19 protein-coding genes are annotated in these 15,935 nt (G+C 69.8%); 3 read left to right on the top strand and 16 right to left on the bottom strand.

What is annotated here, in order from left to right; genetic code table 11:
• Window positions 1-24: 24 nt before the first annotated feature.
• Window positions 25-438 carry a Fur family transcriptional regulator gene (locus HD557_RS11380; protein ID WP_196873963.1) on the top strand — a complete coding sequence of 138 codons (414 nt, stop codon included), beginning with the start codon at window positions 25-27 and terminating at the stop codon, window positions 436-438.
• A 1-nt stretch (window position 439) separates the two neighbouring features.
• On the opposite strand, the gene HD557_RS11375 is transcribed toward HD557_RS11380, so the two are convergent.
• The 6 genes from HD557_RS11375 to dut form a co-directional block, all read right to left on the bottom strand.
• On the bottom strand, window positions 440-1,876 hold the full coding sequence (locus HD557_RS11375) for a PepSY-associated TM helix domain-containing protein (RefSeq protein ID WP_196873962.1): 1,437 nt from the start codon (window positions 1,874-1,876) through the stop codon (window positions 440-442).
• A 77-nt stretch (window positions 1,877-1,953) separates the two neighbouring features.
• The gene (locus tag HD557_RS11370; protein WP_307785597.1) at window positions 1,954-2,478 is read right to left on the bottom strand and encodes a cell division protein FtsQ; all 525 of its coding nucleotides are present in this window, start codon (window positions 2,476-2,478) and stop codon (window positions 1,954-1,956) included.
• A gap of 20 nt (window positions 2,479-2,498) precedes the next feature.
• Window positions 2,499-3,266 (bottom strand): DUF3159 domain-containing protein, encoded by a 768-nt coding sequence (locus tag HD557_RS11365; RefSeq protein WP_196873960.1) that lies wholly within the window; start codon window positions 3,264-3,266, stop codon window positions 2,499-2,501.
• An 11-nt stretch (window positions 3,267-3,277) separates the two neighbouring features.
• A complete protein-coding gene (locus HD557_RS11360; protein WP_008356605.1) occupies window positions 3,278-3,649 on the bottom strand; it encodes an OB-fold nucleic acid binding domain-containing protein in 372 nt (123 codons plus the stop codon).
• A 7-nt stretch (window positions 3,650-3,656) separates the two neighbouring features.
• Window positions 3,657-4,319, bottom strand: a complete 663-nt coding sequence (locus HD557_RS11355; protein ID WP_008356607.1) for a DUF3710 domain-containing protein — start codon at window positions 4,317-4,319, stop codon at window positions 3,657-3,659.
• Window positions 4,320-4,371: 52 nt separating this feature from the next.
• Window positions 4,372-4,824 (bottom strand): dUTP diphosphatase, encoded by a 453-nt coding sequence (dut, locus tag HD557_RS11350; RefSeq protein WP_196873959.1) that lies wholly within the window; start codon window positions 4,822-4,824, stop codon window positions 4,372-4,374.
• Between the two features lie 55 nt (window positions 4,825-4,879).
• On the opposite strand from dut, the gene HD557_RS11345 reads away from it, so the two are divergent.
• Window positions 4,880-5,356 (top strand): DUF3093 domain-containing protein, encoded by a 477-nt coding sequence (locus tag HD557_RS11345; protein WP_307785595.1) that lies wholly within the window; start codon window positions 4,880-4,882, stop codon window positions 5,354-5,356.
• A gap of 35 nt (window positions 5,357-5,391) precedes the next feature.
• Window positions 5,392-5,697, top strand: a complete 306-nt coding sequence (locus HD557_RS11340; RefSeq protein ID WP_196873958.1) for a DUF4235 domain-containing protein — start codon at window positions 5,392-5,394, stop codon at window positions 5,695-5,697.
• A 146-nt stretch (window positions 5,698-5,843) separates the two neighbouring features.
• Here the strand turns inward: HD557_RS11340 and HD557_RS11335 are convergent, their stop codons facing one another.
• From HD557_RS11335 to HD557_RS11290, 10 genes are all read right to left on the bottom strand, one after another.
• Window positions 5,844-6,134 carry a DUF4193 domain-containing protein gene (locus tag HD557_RS11335; RefSeq protein ID WP_040755057.1) on the bottom strand — a complete coding sequence of 97 codons (291 nt, stop codon included), beginning with the start codon at window positions 6,132-6,134 and terminating at the stop codon, window positions 5,844-5,846.
• Between the two features lie 266 nt (window positions 6,135-6,400).
• Window positions 6,401-7,258, bottom strand: coding sequence for an inositol monophosphatase family protein (locus HD557_RS11330; RefSeq protein ID WP_196873957.1), 858 nt, complete (start codon window positions 7,256-7,258; stop codon window positions 6,401-6,403).
• A gap of 25 nt (window positions 7,259-7,283) precedes the next feature.
• A complete protein-coding gene (locus HD557_RS11325) occupies window positions 7,284-8,405 on the bottom strand; it encodes a ferrochelatase (protein ID WP_196873956.1) in 1,122 nt (373 codons plus the stop codon).
• 133 nt (window positions 8,406-8,538) lie between these two features.
• Complete coding sequence (locus tag HD557_RS11320) at window positions 8,539-8,931, bottom strand: PH domain-containing protein (RefSeq protein ID WP_196873955.1); 393 nt, start codon at window positions 8,929-8,931, stop codon at window positions 8,539-8,541.
• Between the two features lie 60 nt (window positions 8,932-8,991).
• Window positions 8,992-11,772, bottom strand: a complete 2,781-nt coding sequence (locus HD557_RS11315) for a DEAD/DEAH box helicase (RefSeq protein WP_196873954.1) — start codon at window positions 11,770-11,772, stop codon at window positions 8,992-8,994.
• A gap of 43 nt (window positions 11,773-11,815) precedes the next feature.
• Complete coding sequence (locus HD557_RS11310; protein WP_196873953.1) at window positions 11,816-12,700, bottom strand: diacylglycerol/lipid kinase family protein; 885 nt, start codon at window positions 12,698-12,700, stop codon at window positions 11,816-11,818.
• A 16-nt stretch (window positions 12,701-12,716) separates the two neighbouring features.
• Complete coding sequence (gene tatC, locus HD557_RS11305) at window positions 12,717-13,562, bottom strand: twin-arginine translocase subunit TatC (protein WP_196873952.1); 846 nt, start codon at window positions 13,560-13,562, stop codon at window positions 12,717-12,719.
• Between the two features lie 8 nt (window positions 13,563-13,570).
• Entirely contained in the window at window positions 13,571-13,864 is a 294-nt protein-coding gene (gene tatA, locus HD557_RS11300; RefSeq protein WP_008356628.1) for a twin-arginine translocase TatA/TatE family subunit, read from the bottom strand.
• A gap of 39 nt (window positions 13,865-13,903) precedes the next feature.
• A complete protein-coding gene (locus HD557_RS11295) occupies window positions 13,904-14,938 on the bottom strand; it encodes a helix-turn-helix transcriptional regulator (protein ID WP_196873951.1) in 1,035 nt (344 codons plus the stop codon).
• On the bottom strand, window positions 14,935-15,918 hold the full coding sequence (locus HD557_RS11290) for a helix-turn-helix transcriptional regulator (RefSeq protein ID WP_196873950.1): 984 nt from the start codon (window positions 15,916-15,918) through the stop codon (window positions 14,935-14,937). Before HD557_RS11290 ends, HD557_RS11295 begins: the two co-directional genes overlap by 4 nt.
• Between the last annotated feature and the right edge of the window lie 17 nt (window positions 15,919-15,935).

The following is a 15,935-nucleotide window of genomic DNA, read 5'->3' as shown; positions in this document are numbered from 1 at the left end:
ACCGATACCGACTAACATGGCGCCATGGCACCAACCCAGCAGGTCAAGCGGCGCGCAACCAACCAGGGCGCCGCGGTGAAGGAGGCTCTCGCCGCCGAGGACACCTTCCGCAGCGCCCAGGACGTCTACGCCACGCTGCGAGCCAACGGCGAGAAGATCGGCCTCTCCACGGTCTACCGCCACCTGCAGATCTTCGTCGACGACGGCCTCGCCGACGTGATCCACAAGCCCGACGGTGAGTCCACCTACCGGCTGTGCGGCGACGCCTCCACGACCCATCACCACCACCTGGTGTGCCGCAGCTGCGGCAAGGCCGTGGAGATCGAGGGCCCGGCCGTGGAGACCTGGGCCGACAAGGTGGCGGCGCAGAACGGCTTCACCGACGTCAACCACACCGTGGAGATCTTCGGCCTCTGCGCCGTCTGCGCCTCCGCCTGAGTCAGCCCCGCCTGCGGACCGCGCCGAGCGCGGCATCGACGAGCAGGAACCCGACGAGGGTCACGCCCACCATCGGAACGAACCAGCCGACCACGCCGACGATCCCGACGAGAGCCACGAGCGCGGGCCAGGGCAGTCGACGCCACGCCCCACGCGGCGCCGGCCGGCCGAAGCGGAGCCCACCCGCGCCGCGCGGGCGCCGCAGCCACCACATCCGGTAGCCGAGCACCGTCATCACGATCAGGCCGATCGCCAGCGCCGCGAGCGCCAGCTGGTTGACGATGCCGAACAGGATGCCCATGTGGGCGCCGATGACCCAGTCGGTCAGCTTGGCCATGACCGGCCAGTCGGCGAAGTCGACCCGGTCCAGCGTCGTGCCGGTGGCGGGGTCGACGCTGATCGCGTCGTAGGCGGTCGGCCAGTCGCGCTTGTTCTCCGCCGCGGTCCAGGCGCTGGACCCGTCGGCCGGCGGCACGAGGTAGAGCGGATCACCCAGACCTGCCTCGCGAGCGGCGGCGAGCACCCCGTCGACACCGACTCCCGCCGTGAGGACGGCATCCGGGTCAACGGCACCCGCGGCACCCCCGGCGGAGCCGTGATCCGCGTGCTCGGCCGCGGAACCGCCGGTCTGCAACGACGCCGCCGGCGTCGGCTCGGTCCAGGACAGGGCCGTACGCACCTCGCCGATGTTCGCGCCGGCGTAGCGTGACCAGGTCAGCCCGGAGACCGACAGCGCGAGTACGCCGAGCAGGACCCAGACGCCGATCACCGCATGCCACGACATCACCCGGGAGCGTCCGGTGGCCGCCGGGTCGGGCGTGACCAGCCGGCGGGCCCGCCGGTCACGGCGTCGCCTGCCGATCCACAGCAGCAGCCCGCCGAGGGCGACCACCCACAGCCAGCTCGCAGCGAGCTCGCTGTAGTGGCGTCCGACCGCTCCCAGGTGGAGGTTGCGGTGCAGCTCGTCGAGCCAGGCGCGGAAGCCGAGCCACTGCCCGTAGCTGCGTACCTGGCCCTCGACGGCGGCGGTGTAGGGGTTCACGAAGACCGACATCGCGTAGTCGTCGGGCACGGTCTCGTCGGTGAAGACCACCCGGGTGCTGCGGTCGGCGGCGGGCGGCACGTCGATGCGGAGGATGTCACCGTCGGGGTGGCCGGCGCGGGCCGCAGCGACCTGTTCGGCCAGCGGCACCGTCTCGCCGGCCGGGGTGACGTGGGTCAGGTCGTGATAGGCGATCTGCTCGACCTGCGGGGCGATCGTGTAGAGCAGCCCGGTCACCGAGGCGACCAGGATGAACGGGGCGACGAGCACCCCGGCGTAGAAGTGCAGCCGCAGCACGAGCGGGCGGATCGTCGACCACCAGCCGGGCCCGGGGCCCGGCGGCTCGATCTGTGGCTCTGCTGGAGGTGCGGTCTGGAACTGGGCCGGAACGGACATGGAAGGTTCTCTCTCGCGAATTTTCGGGTACGCAAGACAGCCACCGGGACTCACCCGGTGGTGCTCGCAGAGGGATCTCAGAGGCCTGCCGGCCTCGGCGGTCCCCTGCGCGGAGAGACATGGGCCCACAGGGCCGGTCGCGGAACGAACTGTGACGACTCGGCGAGCAGGCGGCCGGCGACCGCGACCCGCGGCGTCGGCAGGCTGCGTACGGCCACGGCGAGGGCCCTGCGGTGCAGCGCCCAGACGACGACGGAGAGGACGGCGGCGCAGGCGTGGGCGAGGAGCATCGCGGCACCGTCGGTGGAGCCGAGCGAGGTGCCGACCGGGTGATGGTGCTCGGCGCCGGGGGCCGCGGAGAAGGCCGCGAAGACCTCGTGGAGCCCCAGCTGGGACACGCCGGCCAGGACAGCACCGGTGAGGAGCCCGACCCGGCGCTGCAGCACCACGACACCGGAGCCGAAGACGGCCAGGGACGCCGCGGCCAGCCAGCCGGCGTTCGGCAGCGCGCCGCCCGCGGCCAGGTGGGCCAGGGCCGCGCCGGTCATGATCTCGAGGGTGGCGAGCAGGGAGAGCCACACGCTTCCGCGCGTCGGCCTCACCACCCGGACCTCCATCCGGCTCAGGCGTCCTGGGGGCGGCCCTGGACCGGGGTGTGGTTGCGGGCGAGGAGCCAGATCATGGTGCCGTAGCAGGCGATCCGCAGCGCCCAGCCGAGACCGGTGCGGAGGATGCCGAGGGCGAGGATCGCCCAGTCGCGGTCGATGGCGCCGCTCCAGGCGAGGAACCAGATCGGACCCTGGATGGCCGCACCGATCGCACCGGGAGCCAGGAAGAGCCAGGTCAGCCGCGAGCAGAGCTTCACGATCTGCTTGTCCTGGTGCCACTCGAGCGGGTCGCCGCTGGCGACACCGATGAAGAAGCCGAAGATCGGCCAGCCGATCAGGCACAGGCCACCCACGACGACCGTGTAGCCGAGGCTGATCAGGATGCCGGGCAGGAAGTAGGCGAGCGCCTGCTCCTCGGCCGATCCGCCCATCGACTGGGCCAGCCGCACCACGGCGAAGCCGATCAGGATGCCGAAGATGGCGTTGCCGACGTACTGCAGGCTCGAGCGCTGCACCAGTCGCACCAGCAGGAACACGGCCGCGGTCGCCGCCGAGGCGATCAGCGCGACCTTGAGGTCCTTGACCACCAGCCAGGCGATCGTGAAGACGAGCCCGGGCACGCCGGCCTCGAGCATCCCGCGCACACCGCCCAGCCCGGCGGACATCTGGCGGCGTACGACCGCCTCGACGGTGTCGACCGTCGGATGGTTGTGGTCGTGGTGCTCGCCGGCACGGTCCTCGGCAGAGCCGTCGCCGGCGGGGGTCTCTGAGGTGGGGCTCACGTGTGGTTGGCTCACTCGTTGGGGTCCGGAATCAGCTCGTAGCGTGGATTGAACATGATGCGCTGGCCATCGGTACGGCCGATGCGGCCCTGCACCTGCAGCGACCGGCCCGGGTTGATGCCGGCGATGCGCCGGCGGCCCAGCCAGATGAGCGTCAGGGTGCCGGAGCCGTCGAACAGCTCGGCCTCCAGCGCCGGGACGCCTCCGCGAGGCCGCAGCGTGATCGTACGCAACGTTCCCCGCAGGCGCACCGGCTCACGGTCCGGCGCGTCGGCGATGGAGGCGACATCCTTGGCGACGTACGCCGCTCGGATCTCGCTCGCGTCGATCGAGGCCGTGTTGGCCCACTCGCTGAGCTTCGCGCGCAGGCGCCCCTTGGCCACTACCGGCTCACTTCTCGACGCGGCGCGCGTTGGGCGGCAGCTTGACCTCGAGCGCCTCGCCCTTCGGCCTGGCCTCGGCACCACGGCGCACGACGACGTGCTCGAGGAGCCGCTCCCACTCCTTGCCGGCGGTCGGCTCCATCGCCGGGCGGCCGAGCATGGTCGCGCGGAGCATCCAGCGCGGGCCGTTGACGCCGATGATGCGGGTCTGCTGGACGGCCGGCTGGCCGTCGGGCAGCTTCACCTTCATCTGGGTGATCAGCTCGGTGCCCCACGGGCCCTGCAGGTCGGCGGTCGCGCCGCCACGCTGCTGGACGTCCTCGCGCAGCATCGGCAGCGACTCGGTCCACAGGTCGCCGTTGCGGGGCGCGGCGAAGGCACGCAGCTCCATGGCGCCGTCGTCCGCGGTCAGCATCACGGCCGCGATCTGGCCGGACTTCTCGTCCACCTGGAGGCGCAGCTCCTTGCCCGGGGCGGGGGCGAGCATCATCGAGCCGAGGTCCACCCAATCACCGGTGATCAGCCCGTCCGGGGCCGAGTCGATGTCGAACGGGCCGACCTCGGGAGCGGCCGGCACCGGCCGCTCGTCGGCCACGGGCCGCTCGCCGACCGATGCAGACGGCTCTCCCCGGTGGGAGGGCGTGGACTTGCGACGGAACTTCACGACCATCTGCTTTCAGGTTGCGGTGGATCTCTGAGGAGACTTATCTAACACTGATCGCTCAGCGGTTGGAGAAACCCCCTGTAGAACCGTATCCCCCATCCCCACGGACGGAGTCGGGCAACTCGGAGACCTCGACGAAACGTGCCTGCTCGACGCGCTGGATCACCAGCTGGGCGACCCGGTCGCCACGGCGCAGCTCGATGGGCTCGACAGGGTCGAGGTTGATCAGCGCCACCTTCACCTCGCCGCGGTAGCCCGCGTCGACGGTGCCGGGGGCGTTGACGATCGAGAGCCCGTGCTTGGCGGCCAGCCCGGAGCGCGGGTGCACCAGGCCCACGTAGCCCGCGGGCAGCGCCATCGCGATCCCGGTCGGCACCAGGGCGCGCTCCCCCGGTTTGAGGGTCACGTCCACGGTCGTGCGCAGGTCGGCTCCGGCATCTCCCGGATGGGCGTACGCAGGTGGCGGCAGCTCCGCGTCGAGACGCACCAGGGCTACTTCGAGATCAGACACAACCCGCACCTTAGATGCTCCAGGGCTCACCCGATTCGTGACTCCCTTGACCGGCGTGAAAAACTCACGATTCGTGAGCACCCCGGCGTACGACGAGCGACTGACCGTGCCGCTGAGGTGGTGGGTCCAGGGCGTCATGTTCCTGGCGACCCTGTGGATCGCGGTCATCCTGTGGGTTCCGGCCGCCCTCGCCTGGGGCATCACGGCCGCGATCGTCGGCCTGTTCGCGCTGGCCATGATCGTCTACGGCAACGCCAGGATCACGATCGCCGACGGGGTCCTGCGCGCCGGGCCCGCCCGCATCGAGGCGCGCTTCCTCGGCGAGGCGGTCGCGCTCGACGAGATCGACTCCCACCATTTGGCGGGCCGCGACGCCGACGCGAGGGCCTACCTGCTCCTGCGCCCCTATCTCAAGCGCGCCGTTCGGGTCACCATCGAGGACCCGGCCGACCCGACGCCCTACTGGCTGCTCTTCACCCGCCACCCGGTGGCGCTCGCGAAGACGGTCAACGCGCTCCGAGCGAGTCTCTGAGACCCATCCTCGAGCCGATGGCCTAGGCTCGAGACATGTCCAAGTCCAACAAAGCTGACAAGGGCGACAAGGTCTGGGCGATCATGGCCCTCGTCAGCGGAATCGGGGCCGCCAAGGTCACCAACAAGGTCCTCTCCTCCGGCTGGAAGGCGTCCACCGGACGCACTCCACCGGCCAACCCAGCCGACCCCGACGTACGCCTCGTGGAGGCCGTGCTCTGGTCGGCTGCCACCGGCGCCACCGTCGCGCTCGCGCGGATGTTCGCCCAGCGCCGCGCGGCCAACTACTACGTGAGGTCGGTCGGTCGGTTGCCGAAGCAGCTGGAGAAGGACGCGTCCTGAGATAGCAGGAAGGCCGCACGGGATTCCGTGCGGCCTTCTACTTCTCGTTCCGGCTTACACCGGGCTTTCGCCGAGGCGGCGCGTTTGTACAAAGCGCTTGCTAGCGCAAGCTATACAAACGCGCCGACTCGGCGTTTTTGACTGCGCTACGCGCAGTCAAAGCAAATCATCTTCTTCTCGTCAGCCAGCTGGCTGCGGTGGTGGACCAGGAAGCAGCTCATACAGGTGAACTCGTCCTCCTGCTTCGGCTTGACCTCAACCGCGAGCTCCTCATGGCTGAGGTCGGCTCCCGGGAGCTCGAACGACTCGGCCGCCTCGGCCTCGTCCTCGTCGACCTTGCCCGAGTTCTTGTCATGACGACGAGCCTTGAGCTCTTCGATGCTCTCCTCGGACTGGTCCTCTTCATTTTTACGCGGTGCGTCGTAGTCCGTCGCCATCTGCGCCACTCCCCTTCTCACTCATCTTCAGTCCCCCCGCGCGCCCCCGAGGGCAGCGGCACGGCCCGTGATTGTGCACTATTCACGTGCATTTCGCACACTCAATCGGAACCGCGTCGCCGGAACGTTCTGTCATCTGGCGGTATTCCCTATCACGGGGATAGATGATCAACGAGTTTCGGGTGGGTGAACGCGGCCGTGGCCGACGGGGTTCCGGGACCTTCCCGGCCACCGGCCGGTCATAGATCTACATCAACCAGCGGCTTTCAGTCGGGTACGACACCCGGGAGCGAGTCAACTGGCAGAAAACCGGCCTGAACAGCCGCTTTCCGCAGTTCATCGTAGCCGTGAGCCGGCGCGACGACGACGAATCGCCGGCCTCCTACGCCGGTCGTCGCCTCCCATCGCGCCCCGGCCGCCTCGGCCACCAGACAGGCCGCCGCGTGGTCCCACAGATGCAGGCCCTCCTCGAGATAGCCGTCGAGGGTTCCCTCGGCCACCCCGCAGATGTCCAGGGCCGCCGAGCCGATGCGACGAACGTCACGTACGACCGGCAGGAACCGCACCAGCGCCTCGGCCTGGATCCGGCGAAGACCGGCGTCGTAGGAGAAGCCGGTGGCGATCAGACGCTGGCCGAGCTCGGCCGGCGGGCGCACCTCGACCGGCTCGCCGTTCCTGACCCCGGCCACCGAGCCGTCGGGCTGCCGGAAGGCGGCGTAGAGGGTTCCTGCGGACACGTCCACGACGGCTCCGGCGACGACCTCGCCGGCGTACTCCGCGGCGATCGAGACGGCGTAGCGGGGCAGGCCGTAGAGGAAGTTGACCGTGCCGTCGATCGGGTCCACGATCCAGCGCACGCCGCTGGTGCCGGCCGTGCTCTGCCCTTCGCTGGCGCCCTCCTCACCGAAGAAGCCGTCCTCGGGACGCTCCTGGGAGATCAGCCGCCGGATCAGGGCCTCGGTGTCGCGGTCGGCCTCGGTGACGACGTCGGTCGCGGTGGACTTGGTGGCCGCCACCTCGACCACGCCGGCAGCCCGCTCGCGGACGAGGTCGGCGGCCGCGCGGGCGGTCGCCACGGCGAGCGCGAGGAGGTCTCCGGCCTTCGGGGCGGAATGATCTGTCATGGAGCCGACCCTATGCCGCGGGTGATCACCCGGAGTACTGGGGCGAGTCCTCGCCGGACAGGGTCGGCAGCTGCGAGCGCTGGTTGAAGCAGCAGCCCACCGGGCAGCGGTCGGGGCCGGCCCCCAGGTCGCCGACGGTGAGCCGCTCAGGGGCCTCTCCGCGCTCCGCAGCGGCGCGCTCGAGGAGCAGGTCGCGTACGGCGGCCACGAAGCGCGGGTCCTCCCCCGCGGTCGGGCTGCGACGGGCATGGATGCCGAGCTTCTCGGCGGTCGCCAGAGCCTCGGTGTCGAGGTCGTAGACGACCTCCATGTGGTCGGAGACGAAGCCGACCGGGCACATCACCACGGCGCTGCTCCCCCCGTCTTCCGGGGCCTTGCTCGCGAGCTCCTCGAGGTGGTCGTTCACGTCGGGCTCGAGCCACGGGATGTGCGGGGCGCCGGAGCGGCTGCAGTAGACGAGGTCCCACTCGTGGGTGACCCCGCGCCGCTGGGCCACCTGCTCGGCGATCACGCCGGCGACGTCGAGGTGCTGGGCGACGTACGCGTTGCCCTCGGGGCCGGCGTTGTCGTTCATCGAGGTCGGGATCGAGTGGGTCACGAACAGGATCCGGGCACCGTCGCGCTCCGCCTCGGGAAGGTCCTCGATCGAGGCGATCACACCGTCGACGACCGGCGCCACGAAACCCGGGTGGTTGTAGTAGCGCCGCAGCTTGTCCAGCACCGGCGCGCTCTCCACACCACCGGTCGTGTCGCACGCCTCGAAGAGGTTCTCGCGGTACTGCCGGCAGGAGGAGTAGGACGAGTAGGCGCTCGTCGCGAAGACCGCGGCCCGCTTGATCCCGTCGGCCCGCATCTGCGCCACCGTGTCGCTCAGGTAGGGGTCCCAGTTGCGGTTGCCCCAGTAGACCGGCAGGTCGATCCCGTGCTCGGCCAGGTCGCTGCGCAGCGCCGCCAGGAAGGCACGGTTCTGGTCGTTGATCGGCGACTTCCCGCCGCGGTCGAAGTAGTGCTGCCCGACCTCGACCAGCCGCTCCCGCGGGATCCCCCGCCCCCGGGTCACGTTCTCCAGGAACGGCACCACGTCCTCGGTCTTCTCCGGCCCCCCGAAAGAGACGAACAGCAAGGCATCGTAGGGAGAGACATCCACAAGAGCATGGTATTTGACTTCGCCTGCGTCGGACGAACTGAGCGCTATTGCCCGCGGCCGCCCTGAGGAGTGCTGCGCCTCTGGCGCTTGCTAGGCGCAGCGAATTGCGCTTTCCGCAGGGGCCACTACGAGGTCAGGCCTTCCGACGAGCCCGTTGCTTCCTGCGCAGGATCTCGTTCAGTCTCCGAGCGGCGCTTCGCGATTCACGCCGTTGCCGCTCCTGGACGAAGTCCAGGCTGCCTTCAACAGTCGAAAGCACGCCAACGTCGATCACTCGTCCATCGTCGGCTCGTAACCAGAGTCCGCTGTCGTCGCTCCACACCTTAGCCAGGCCGTTCCACGAAACGTGATGCGTCCTGATCCAGTTCACGACGAGGATTCCTTCGTCGTCGGCGACGAGGCGCACCTGCCAATTGCGAACCAGCGCTACCCCGAGGATCAGTACCAACGGAACTGAAACGATCACCAGATCCGACAAGAGGAACCAAATACTGACCCCACCCGGTACGCCGAGAGAGGTTGCCACGACCCTCTCCCACAGCGGTCTCCTGTGGGTCATGAACGGCTGGGCCACGGTTGTCGACTGCTACTCCACCACAGAGGAATAGGCGACGACGCCCCGCTTGAGCAGATCCATGGTCTGTCGCGCCGTACGCCGCAGCGGAACGTCCCCGGCGGCGTCGGCCACCTGGCCGCAGAGGTCGATGAGCTGCTTGACCCAGCGGACGAAATCGCCGGCGGCGAGCTCGACCTCGCTGAGGACGTCGTCGAGCTCGTCGCCCTCGGCCCAGCGGTAGGCGGCCCAGGCGAAGCCGAGGTCGGGCTGGCGGAGGAAGTCGAGCTTGTGGTCGCGCTCGAGGGCGTCGAGGTGTCCCCACAGGCGCACGGTCTCGGCGATGACGTCCTTGACCCGGCCGCCGGGGAGGCGAGGCGGGGTGGCGTCGTCGGCGCGACGGGCCTCGTAGACCAGCACCGAGAGGGCGGCCGCGAGCTCGGAGGGGGTCAGGTCGTCCCACAGGCCCTCGCGGAGCGCCTCGGCGGCGACCAGGTCCATCTCGGAGTAGAGCCGCATCAGGTGGGTGCCACGCTCGGTGACCGTCTCGCCCTCGAGGTAGTCGAGCGCGCCGAGCACGTCGCAGACCCGGTCGAAGGTGCGCGCGACCGTGTTGGTGCGCGCCTCCACCCGGCGCCGCAGCGTGTCGGTGTCGCGCGAGAGCTTGAACCAGCGCTCGGCCCAGCGGGCGTGGTCCTCGCGGTCGGGGCAGTCGTGGCACGGATGCATCTTCAGCTCGCGGCGCAGCTCGGAGATCTGGGTCTCCACCGAGCTCTTGCGCTCCTTGCGGGCGGTCGGTGAGGCCTCGTAGGGCACCGGACGCAGGTCGCGGGTCTTCTCCCGCAGCCGGGAGGCCATGTCGCGACGCATCTGCGGGTTGCGGCCGTTGAACGACTTCGGCACCCGCAGCCGGGTCTGGGCGGCGATCGGGACGTTGAAGTCCATCATCGCCAGCCGCCGGGCCTGCCGGTCCTGGGTGACGACGTAGGGGCGCGGGCCGTCGGGGTCGAAGCCCGGGTCGACGATCACGGCGTAGCCGGCGAACTTGCCCGTCGGCACGTCGATCACGTCACCGATCTTCAGCTTGGAGAGCGACTCGATGATCTCCTCGCGGCGGTCGGCGCGACGCTCGCGGGAGGAGGACTTCTCGATGTCGGAGATCTTGCGGCGGATCGCGGCGTACTCCATGAAGTCGCCGCGGTCGCAGGTCGCGGCCTCCTGGTAGCCCTCGAGGGCGTCCTCGGCCTTGCGTACCTGGCGGGCCAGCCCGACGACCGCCTTGTCGGCCTGGAACTGCGCGAACGACTGCTCCAGCAGCTCGCGCGAGCGCGCCCGGCCGAACTGGTGCACCAGGTTGACCGCCATGTTGTAGGAGGGCCGGAAGCTGGACCGCAGCGGATACGTACGTGTGGAGGCGAGGCCGGCGAGCTCGCGGGGGTTGAGCCCCTGCTGCCAGAGCACGACCCCGTGGCCCTCGACGTCGAGGCCGCGGCGGCCGGCGCGGCCGACGAGCTGGGTGTACTCCCCCGGTGAGAGGTTGACGTGGGCCTCGCCGTTCCACTTCGACAGCTTCTCGATGACCACCGTGCGGGCGGGCATGTTGATGCCGAGTGCGAGCGTCTCGGTGGCGAAGACGGCCTTCACCAGGCCGCGCAGGAACAGCTCCTCGACGACCTGCTTGAACGCCGGCAGGAGGCCGGCGTGGTGGGCCGCGACGCCACGGGTGAGCCCGTCGACCCAGTCGTGGTAGCCGAGCACGTGCCGGTCCTCGTCGGGCAGGTCGGCGCAGGCCTCCTCGACGTAGGCGAAGATCTCGTCACGCTCGTCCGGCGTGGTCAGCCGCAGGTTGGCCTGGATGCACTGCTGGACCGCGGCATCGCAACCGACCCGGGAGAAGACGAAGTTGATCGCGGGCAGCAGATTGTCGCGCTGCAGGGCGTTGATCACCTCGACGCGCGACGGGATCCAGACGCGTCGCCCGTTGCCGACGCGACGGTTGCCGTTGCCCTTGCGCCGGTCCTTGGGCGTACGCCGGTCCGTCATCCGTCCGGCCGCCCAGTCGTCGCGGGCCAGCTTCATCAGCTCGCCGTTGACCGGGGCGCCCTCCTTGACAAACCCGGCGGCCGCGTCGACGTCGGAGGAGGCGAACAGGTCCATGATCCGGCGCCCGGCCATCACGTGCTGGTAGAGCGGCACCGGCCGCTTCTCCTCGATGATCGTGGTCGTCTCACCACGCACCGTGGTGAGCCACTCGCCGAACTCCTCGGCGTTGGACACAGTCGCCGACAGGGACACCACGGCGACCGACTCGGGAAGGTGGATGATGACCTCCTCCCAGACCGCGCCGCGGGAGCGGTCGGCGAGGTAGTGGACCTCGTCCATGACCACGAACCCGAGCCCCATCAGGGTGTGCGACCCCGCGTAGAGCATGTTGCGCAGCACCTCGGTGGTCATCACCACGACCGGCGCCTCGCCGTTGACCACGTTGTCGCCGGTCAGCAGGCCGACCTGGTCGGGGCCGTAGCGCTTGACCAGGTCGTTGTACTTCTGGTTGGAGAGCGCCTTGATCGGCGTGGTGTAGAACGCCTTGCGGCCCGTGGCGAGCGCGAGGTGGATGGCGAACTCGCCGACGATCGTCTTGCCCGAACCGGTGGGCGCGGCGACCAGGACGCCTTTGCCGTCCTCGATCTCCTTGCACGCCTGGATCTGGAATTCATCGAGCCCGAAATCGTAGAGCGCGGCAAAGTCCCGGAAGACGGGGTAGTCCTTGTCACGCTTGAAAGCGGCGTACTTCTCCGCTGGCGAGGCGTCCATGGTGCCGAGCCTATCGAGCGCCACCGACAGCGAGCCGCAGGGCTCAGTCGCGCGGCGGCACCAGTACGCCGAGAGCGGACGGCACGCACTCGACCTCGAGCGGCAGCGGCCCGAGCCGTTCCCCGTCGCTGTAGGCGATCACGCCCGGCGCAGAGGCGGTGATCCGACGGGCCCGGATGCGCTCGAAGGCCGGGTGGGTGAGGTGCTTGGCCTGACGTACGCCCGGGAAGACGCGCAGGAACTCCAGCCGTGAGACCGGCTTGATGAGGATGGCGTCCAGCAGGCCGTCGGCCGGGTCGCACCCCGCCGCGATCCGCAGGCCACCGCCGTAGGACTCCGTGTTGGCGATCGCCAGCAGCATCGCCTCCTGCTCGCGCACCACACCGTCGATCTCGAGCCGGTAGGGCACCGGCGTCCAGCTGCGGATCACCGAGAGGGCGGCGAGCGTGTAGCGCAGGTCGCCGTGCGGCCACCGCATCGCGTTGGCCCGCTCGTTGACCGCCGCGTCGAAGCCGGCCGCGAGGACGGTCGCGAACCAGGAGTCCACGCTGCGGCCGAGGTCGATGCGGCGGGGGTCGTCGCGTACGACCACGTCGGCCGCGGCCAGCGGATCGCCGGTCGGGATCCCGAGCGCCCGGGCGAAGTCGTTACCGGTGCCGAGCGGGACGACGCCGAGGCTCACCTCGGTGCCGGCCAGCGCCTGGACCGCGACGTGGACCATCCCGTCGCCGCCGAGGGTCACGACCGTGTCGACCCCGTCGGCAGCCGCCTTGCGCGCCAGCTCGAGGGCGTGGTCGGCGTCGTCACTGATGAGGTGCTCCACCTCGGCACCCGAGGCCGCGAGGCGGGCGGTGACCGCGTCGAGGATCTGGTCGGCGTTGCCGCGACCGGCGGTGGGGTTGGCGAGCAGAGCGATCTGGCGCGTCACGGGTGAAGACTAGTGGTCAGATCACCGACGGGACGTCAGGATCTCCGAGCATGTCCTGACGCTTGGCGGCCTTGCGCTTGTCGTGGGACCGGGTGATGACCTCGGAGATCCCGAAGAGCAGGACCATCGGGATGGCCATGATGCTCATCGTGAACGGGTCGCCCGACGGCGTCGCCACCGCGGCGAAGACGAAGGAGCCGACGATGATCCAGGCGCGGTACTTCCCGAGCGCGGCGCCGGGCAGGACCCCGATCCGGTTGAGCAGGATGCAGAAGACCGGGATCTCGAAGGCGATACCGAAGACCAGGAGCGTACGGCTCAGGAAGCTGAGGTATTCGCTGAACTCGACGATGTTGGTCAGGCCGTCGGGGACGAAGGCGAACAGGATCTCCAGGCCCTTGGGCAGGGTCACGTAGCCCAGGACGACGCCGACCAGGAAGAGCGGACCGGCGACGGCCACGAAGATCCGGGACATCCGCTTCTCGTGCGCGTGCAGACCCGGCATCAGGAAGGCCCAGATCTGGTAGAGCCAGATCGGCGCGGTGCCGATCAGCGCGGCCAGGCCGCACAGCTTCAGGTAGAGCATGAAGCCGCCCGCAGCGCCGTTGACGGAGCTCAGCGAGGCGGCGCCGCCCTCCTGGTCCATCATCTTGACGGCCTTGAGGTAGGGCTCCATGACCAGGTCGAAGAGCTGCTCGAAGAAGAACAGCGACACGATGAACCCGACGACCAGGGCCAGCGATGCCTTGATCACCCGCGCACGGAGCTCACGCAGGTGATCGGAGAGCGCCATCCGGCCGTCGTCGCCGATGGCGTGCTTGGGGGTGCCGCGGAGAACCGCGACAACACCGGCGATGGACAATGTCGGCCTCAGTTGCCGGAGAGGCGCTCGCGCTCGGCCTTGATCTCGGCCTCACGACGCTCGAGCTCGGCGATGCGCTCCTTCTCGGAGGCGGTCAGCTCGGCCGGCTTCTCGACCTTCTCGCCCTTCTCCTTCTCGTCCTCGTCGCGAAGACCCTTGGTCTCGGTCTTGAAGATACGCAGCGCCTGACCGGTGCCGCGGGCGAGCTCGGGAAGCTTGGCAGCACCGAAGACGAGGATCACGATCGCCAGGATGATGAGCCACTCGGCTCCCTGCGGCATACCGATCAATGGAGTGAACATGAACTACCTCATCTACGTCTTAGGGGGAACGCTTGAAGTCTACGCGTCCGAACGGTACAGGCCGAGGGCCTGCCGTGCAGTCGCGGCAAACGATTCAGTGAACTCTGTGCGTGGCTGTGTCTGCCGACTGTCCTCGGCCTCGACGATTTCAGCATAGGGAGCAAGTCGTAGCAGCAGCCGGGTCAGCCAGCGCTGGTCGTAGACCCGCAGCCCCACCTCGAGCCCGCCGCCGGGCAGCTCCATCGGGTCGATCACCGCGTAGTATTCGCCGACCCAGCGCGCCTCGGGCGCCAGCCGCACCCGGACGACGGTGCCGGAATCCGTACGCAGCAACGACACGCCCTCGCGGTCGAGATCCGCACCTTCTTCGGCCTCCGGAGACACCGCGATGGGCGTGTCGAGCACCTCGGCGCCCCGGATCCGGTCGAGCCGGAAGCTGCGCGGCGCCTCCGCCCGGTGGCACCAGGCGTCGAGATACTCGACGTCATGGATGGAGACCAGCGCACGCGGGTCGACGACGCGAGACGACTCCTCGTCCCGCGCGGGGACCCAGTAGTCGATGCGGACCTGGCGGCCCTGGTCGATCGCGGTCGCGATCGCGGCATGGATCTGGACGAGCGAGGTGTCGATCGGCTCCTCGCCGGGGTCCACGCTCCCCGCGGCGCCCTCGGCGGCGGCCTGCTCGAGCTTGGCCAGCGTACGGTCGACGACCTCCTTGGTCTCCGCACTCACCGCCCCGCCCCGCAGCGCGCGCAGCGCGACGATCACGGCGGTCGCCTCGATCGGGGTGAGCCGCAGCTGGCGGTCGAGGTAGTCGGCGTTGGAGATCCGGATGACCCGGTCGCCGTCGGGCTCGGTCAACGCGTCGATGTCGACGTCGATCAGGTCGTCGGGGTAGCCACCCGGCAGGCCGCACATGAAGAGCACCTGCAGGTCCTTGACCAGCTGCTTCTCCTCGACACCGAGGTCGGCGGCAGCCTTGTCGAGGCGTACGTCGTCGGCCTGGGAGTAGAGGTAGGGCACCAGCGTCAGCAGCCGCCCGACCTGCCCCTTGGCACCGGTGTGCGCGCTCATCGGGTGGCTCCGTCCAGGCGTGCGACCAGCCGCTCGAGCCGGGTCGCGACCTCGCGGCGCAGCTCCTCCGGCTCCTCGACGTAGGCGTCGGGGCCGTGGCCCAGCACCGCGCCGACGAGGTCGGCGGGCACCCGGGTCAGCACCACCCGGTCCCAGCCGTCGCTGCCGTCGGGGCCGGCCACCCCGGGCTCGACGGAGTCGGCGGCCCGCCGGAGGGTGTAGCCGCTTCCCTGCCGCAGCAGCAGGACGGCCTTGCCCGTGGGCGGGGCCGGTGCCAGGGTTCGTGCGATATCGCGTACGTCCACCTCGGCCGGCACCTCGAAGGCATCGAACTCGCCGACCGCCCGGGCCTCCCCCAGGACGCGGGAGAGCCGGAAGATGCGGGTGTCGTCGCGGTCGACGTCGTGGCCCACGGCGTACCAACGGCCCGAGTAGCGCACCACGCCCCACGGTTGCAGCCGCCGGTGGGAAGGCTCGGCCGCGCGGGATCCCCGGTAGTCGAACTCGACGATCTGCCGGTCCTGGGTCGCGGCCACGAAGACGTCGAAGGAGCCCTCCTCCGCGGCCAGCCGCGGCTGCACGATCTCCAGCGCCGAGACGTCGGTCTCGAGCCCGGCGGCGTTGAGCTTGCGTACGGCCTCCGTGGTCGCCTCCGCCATCGAGGCGTTCTCCCACACCCTGGTGGCCAGGGCCACCACGGCGAGCTCGTCGGCCTCGAGGGTGATCGGCGGGAGCGCGAACTGCTCGGGGCTGATCCGGTAGCCGATCTCGTCCTCGAAGAAGGAGTCGATCACCCCGGTCTCGATCGGCACACCGAGGCTGCGCAGCTCCTCCTTGTCGCGCTCGAACATCTTCTCGAACGCCTCACCGTGCGACGACGGGTAGAGGACCTCGCGGATCCGCTCCTTCGACACGTTGTCACGCTGCACGAGCAGCATGATGAGCAGGTTCATCAACCGCTCGGTCTTACCCGCCGCCACGGTGTGCTTCTCCCCCT

The organism is Nocardioides luteus (assembly GCF_015752315.1).
Lineage (GTDB): Bacteria > Actinomycetota > Actinomycetes > Propionibacteriales > Nocardioidaceae > Nocardioides.
Note: the sequence above shows the minus strand (reverse complement) of the source record. Positions and strands in the feature narration are given on the sequence as shown.

Coding starts and splice junctions, on each gene's coding strand:
- HD557_RS11380 (WP_196873963.1), top strand. CDS start 25: ATGGCACCAACCCAGCAGGTCAAGCGGCGCGCAACCAACCAGGGCGCC.
- HD557_RS11375 (WP_196873962.1), bottom strand. CDS start 1,876: ATGTCCGTTCCGGCCCAGTTCCAGACCGCACCTCCAGCAGAGCCACAG.
- HD557_RS11355 (WP_008356607.1), bottom strand. CDS start 4,319: ATGGTCGTGAAGTTCCGTCGCAAGTCCACGCCCTCCCACCGGGGAGAG.
- HD557_RS11340 (WP_196873958.1), top strand. CDS start 5,392: ATGTCCAAGTCCAACAAAGCTGACAAGGGCGACAAGGTCTGGGCGATC.
- HD557_RS11335 (WP_040755057.1), bottom strand. CDS start 6,134: ATGGCGACGGACTACGACGCACCGCGTAAAAATGAAGAGGACCAGTCC.
- HD557_RS11330 (WP_196873957.1), bottom strand. CDS start 7,258: ATGACAGATCATTCCGCCCCGAAGGCCGGAGACCTCCTCGCGCTCGCC.
- HD557_RS11315 (WP_196873954.1), bottom strand. CDS start 11,772: ATGGACGCCTCGCCAGCGGAGAAGTACGCCGCTTTCAAGCGTGACAAG.
- tatA (WP_008356628.1), bottom strand. CDS start 13,864: ATGTTCACTCCATTGATCGGTATGCCGCAGGGAGCCGAGTGGCTCATC.
- HD557_RS11295 (WP_196873951.1), bottom strand. CDS start 14,938: ATGAGCGCGCACACCGGTGCCAAGGGGCAGGTCGGGCGGCTGCTGACG.